This window comes from Actinomadura sp. KC345, from assembly GCF_004348515.1.
In the GTDB taxonomy this organism is placed as follows: Bacteria; Actinomycetota; Actinomycetes; order Streptosporangiales; family Streptosporangiaceae; genus Spirillospora.
Window position 1 is genome coordinate 1 of the sequence record NZ_SMKH01000493.1, and the last position, 3,248, is coordinate 3,248.

Consider the following 3,248-nt stretch of genomic DNA (forward strand, 5'->3'; position numbering starts at 1 on the left):
GAATGGTGGAGGACGAAGATCTTGGTGAGCTGGGTGACGTGGAAGACGCGGCGCACCCGGTCGTTGACGCCCATGAACGACATCGAGCCGTCCCGCGCGCGGAGCCGGTGGTAGATGCCGACCAGGACGCCGAGGCCCGTGGAGTCCAGGAACGTGACCTCGCCGAGGTCGATGACCAGGTGCGCGCCGCCGTTCTCGATGATGTCGAGCAGTGCCTCCCGCAGCCGGGGGCTGGTGAAGACGTCGATCTCACCGCTGATCTTCACGACCGTGAGGCCCTTTTCGACCCGATGCTCGACGGCGAAGTCCACCGGTGCTCCTCTCTGCCGACCCGCCCCGCCCGTGCCGGCGGCCCGTGCTGCCTTGCCTTGCTGCGCTCTTGTGCCGCTCGTTCGACGAGACTAGTGGGAACTCGTTAGTTACCCCTGCGGCAGGTCGTTACGCCCGCAGGGCGGGACCCGTAGGCCCCGTGCGACCCCCGTCACGGGGACCGGAACAGCGCCCACACCACCTTGCCCCGCGGGATGGCCCGCCATCCCCACCGGACGCTGAACGACTCCACGAGGTGCAGGCCGCGTCCCGTCTCGGCGATGTAGTCGGGTTCCTTGCGGCGCGGCGCGGCCGGGCTCGCGTCCAGGATCCCGCAGAGCAGCCAGGGGGCCTGGAAGGCGAGCCGCAGCCTGATGGCCGACGGCGCGGAGCCCAGCGGGTCGGCCGGGTCGTCGTACACGCCCGCGCGGTGCACGCCGCCCGGCCGGCCGCGGGACGTCCCCCCGCTGTGCCGCAGTGCGTTCGTGACGAGTTCGGAGACGACCAGCCCGACGTCGTCGGTGAGTTCGGCCACGCCCCATTCGGCCAGCCGGGAGACCGCGAAGTGGCGGGCCTCGGTGACCGACTCCGGATCGGGCTCGACCGTGAACGAGAACGTGGGGCCCCGCAGTTCGGTCAGGGCCGTCACGGCCGCGTCCAGGCGCGCGGGCAGGTCTGACGACTCCGGGACGGGCGTTGAGCAACCGGCATGGTCGTGCGGGTCGGCCGGCCCCACGACGGGGCCGAGTTCCCACCTCGTGTCGTCGTGCGCGTGGCGTGACGTCATTCCAACCGGACCCCGCAGAGTGATCTCGTTGTGCAGCCGTGGCTCGGAAGTCTCGTGCGTTATCCTGCGCATCGTAGCGTGCGAATGCAAGGCCCAATGCACGTGCATCCGCGTGTGAGGGTGTGGTGCGACGCGGATGCGCGCGAGCTGAACGGAGGTAACCGCAGGACACTGAGGCCAGTGGCACACTAGGTTCGCTGTCCGCCGAATAGCCGGGAGGTTGGGCGTGACTCCAGAGACGCCGGGAAGCGGGTCGACGGTTCGTCGGATCCTGCTCGGGTCGCAGCTTCGCCGTCTGCGCGAGCAGAAGGGCGTGACCCGTCAGGACGCCGGCTACGTCATCCGCGCGTCGGAGTCGAAGATCAGCCGTCTGGAACTCGGACGGGTCAGCTTCAAAGAACGAGACGTGGACGACCTGCTCTCGTTGTACGGCGTCAGCGACAAGGATGAGCGCGAGGCGCTGCTGCAGCTCGCGAGGGAGGCCAACACCCCCGGCTGGTGGCACCGGTACAGCGACGTGCTGCCCGGCTGGTTCCAGACCTACGTCGGCCTGGAGGAGTCGGCGGCGTTGCTCCGCACATATGAACTGCAGTTCGTCCCGGGGCTGCTGCAGTCGGAGGGGTATGCGCGTGCGGTGATCCGCCTGGGCAACGCCGGAGCCGCCGAACACGAGATCGATCAACGCGTGGAACTGCGCATGCAACGGCAGGAACGTCTCACGGGCCCGGAAGCTCCGCGCCTGTGGGCGGTGGTGGACGAGGGAGCGCTGAAGCGTCCCATCGGCGGACCGGAGGTGATGAGGGGCCAGTTCGAGCACCTCATCAAGATGTCCAAGCTGCCGAACGTCACCATCCAGATCATGCCGTTCAGGTTCGGTGGCCACGCCGCCGAGGGGGGCGCGTTCACGATCCTGCGCTTTCCCGAGCAGGACCTGCCGGACGTGGTTTACGTAGAGAACCTCACCGGCGCGATGTACCTGGACAAGCGAGACGACGTCGACACCTATCTGCAGGCGATGGAACGCCTGTGCGTCGACAGCGCGACTCCGGAGCGCACCGTCGAGCTTCTCGGTGATTTTCTCAGAGAGACATGATGCTCACGAACTACTACGACAACGGGATGCCGGCCGCCAACCTCCAAGGGGCGCGGTGGCTGAAGTCCCGGCGAAGCAACTCCCAGGGGAACTGCGTCGAAATCGCCGAACTGCCGGGCGGGCGGATCGCGATGCGCAACTCCCGTCACCCCGACGGCCCCGCGCTCATCTACACCCGCCCCGAGATCGAGGCGCTCATCCTTGGAGCCAAGGACGGCGACTTCGACCACCTCATCGCCTCCCGCAACTGACCCCTGAGAAACCGCCAATCAACCGCCACCGACCCGCCGCCGCGGGGCTGACGAAGTCCCGCATTCAGGCGCGAGTTCCGGCGGCCAATCGGATCGCGGCGGGTCGGCTCCGGTGAAACCGAACGTCGACCCGTCCGCCACGAAGGCACCCGCCAGGAAAGCATCCGACACGAAAGCAGAGGCCACCCCGGCGCGAGGGTGGCCTTCTTCTTTTCCGCCGAGGGGCCGGAGTTCAGCCGCAGTTGCCGTACGGGGCGGACCGGCCATTGCCGCCGAACCGGACGCACGTGCCAGGAGCCTTCACGTACACCGGCCCCGCGTACCAGGCGAACTGCCCGCTGTCGGTGATCGTGCTGCCGCCCTGCTTCTGGATCCACACAGACACGGACGACTTCTCGCCCACGTTCGTGGTCTTGAGCGTGACGGCGCAGTTGTAGGTGGAGCTGTTGTAGAGCAGGTAGGCGATGCCGCCAGAGACGCTCAGGGACCGCTGCACGTAGTAGCCGCCTCCATGGCCGCCGCTGTTGCACACCTGCTGCGGGCTGTACTTGTTGGCCGGCTCCTGGCCGGAACCGGAGCCGCCTCCTCCACCCCCGCCGTCTCCGCCTCCGCCGCCGCCCTTCGTCGGTGACGGCTGTCCCGGCCGCTGCGGCGTGCCGGGTTTCTGGGACGGGTTCCGGCTCCCGGGCTTCTGGCTCCGCTGGTCCCTCGGCTGCTGGCGCTGCGGGTCGTTCCCCGAGCCCTGGGCCTCGCCGCCGGGTCCGTCGGCGGCCTCGGGACCGGCCGGCGCGCCCTGGCTCTTATACCC

General features: G+C 68.8%; 4 protein-coding genes and 1 pseudogene. 2 read left to right on the forward strand and 3 right to left on the reverse strand.

Annotated features, from left to right (window positions below; translation table 11 throughout):
- Both E1281_RS38725 and E1281_RS38730 read right to left on the reverse strand, forming a co-directional pair.
- Window positions 1-311: STAS domain-containing protein (locus tag E1281_RS38725; RefSeq protein WP_131884665.1), on the reverse strand; the 311-nt coding region annotated here is incomplete at its 3' end.
- A gap of 170 nt (window positions 312-481) precedes the next feature.
- Window positions 482-1,096 (reverse strand): ATP-binding protein, encoded by a 615-nt coding sequence (locus E1281_RS38730; protein ID WP_131884666.1) that lies wholly within the window; start codon window positions 1,094-1,096, stop codon window positions 482-484.
- 271 nt (window positions 1,097-1,367) lie between these two features.
- On the opposite strand from E1281_RS38730, the gene E1281_RS38735 reads away from it, so the two are divergent.
- Together E1281_RS38735 and E1281_RS38740 are read left to right on the forward strand one after the other, a co-directional pair.
- Entirely contained in the window at window positions 1,368-2,189 is an 822-nt protein-coding gene (locus E1281_RS38735; protein WP_131884668.1) for a helix-turn-helix transcriptional regulator, read from the forward strand.
- A complete protein-coding gene (locus tag E1281_RS38740; protein ID WP_131884667.1) occupies window positions 2,186-2,440 on the forward strand; it encodes a DUF397 domain-containing protein in 255 nt (84 codons plus the stop codon). The genes E1281_RS38735 and E1281_RS38740 overlap by 4 nt, the downstream gene beginning before the upstream one ends.
- A 232-nt stretch (window positions 2,441-2,672) precedes the next feature.
- Here the strand turns inward: E1281_RS38740 and E1281_RS40960 are convergent.
- A pseudogene (locus tag E1281_RS40960) lies at window positions 2,673-3,248 on the reverse strand (hypothetical protein); the annotation flags it as partial.

Excerpts from the sequence above, each read along its gene's own strand:
- E1281_RS38730 (WP_131884666.1), bottom strand. The coding sequence starts at position 1,096 with ATGACGTCACGCCACGCGCACGACGACACGAGGTGGGAACTCGGCCCC.
- E1281_RS38740 (WP_131884667.1), top strand. The coding sequence starts at position 2,186 with ATGATGCTCACGAACTACTACGACAACGGGATGCCGGCCGCCAACCTC.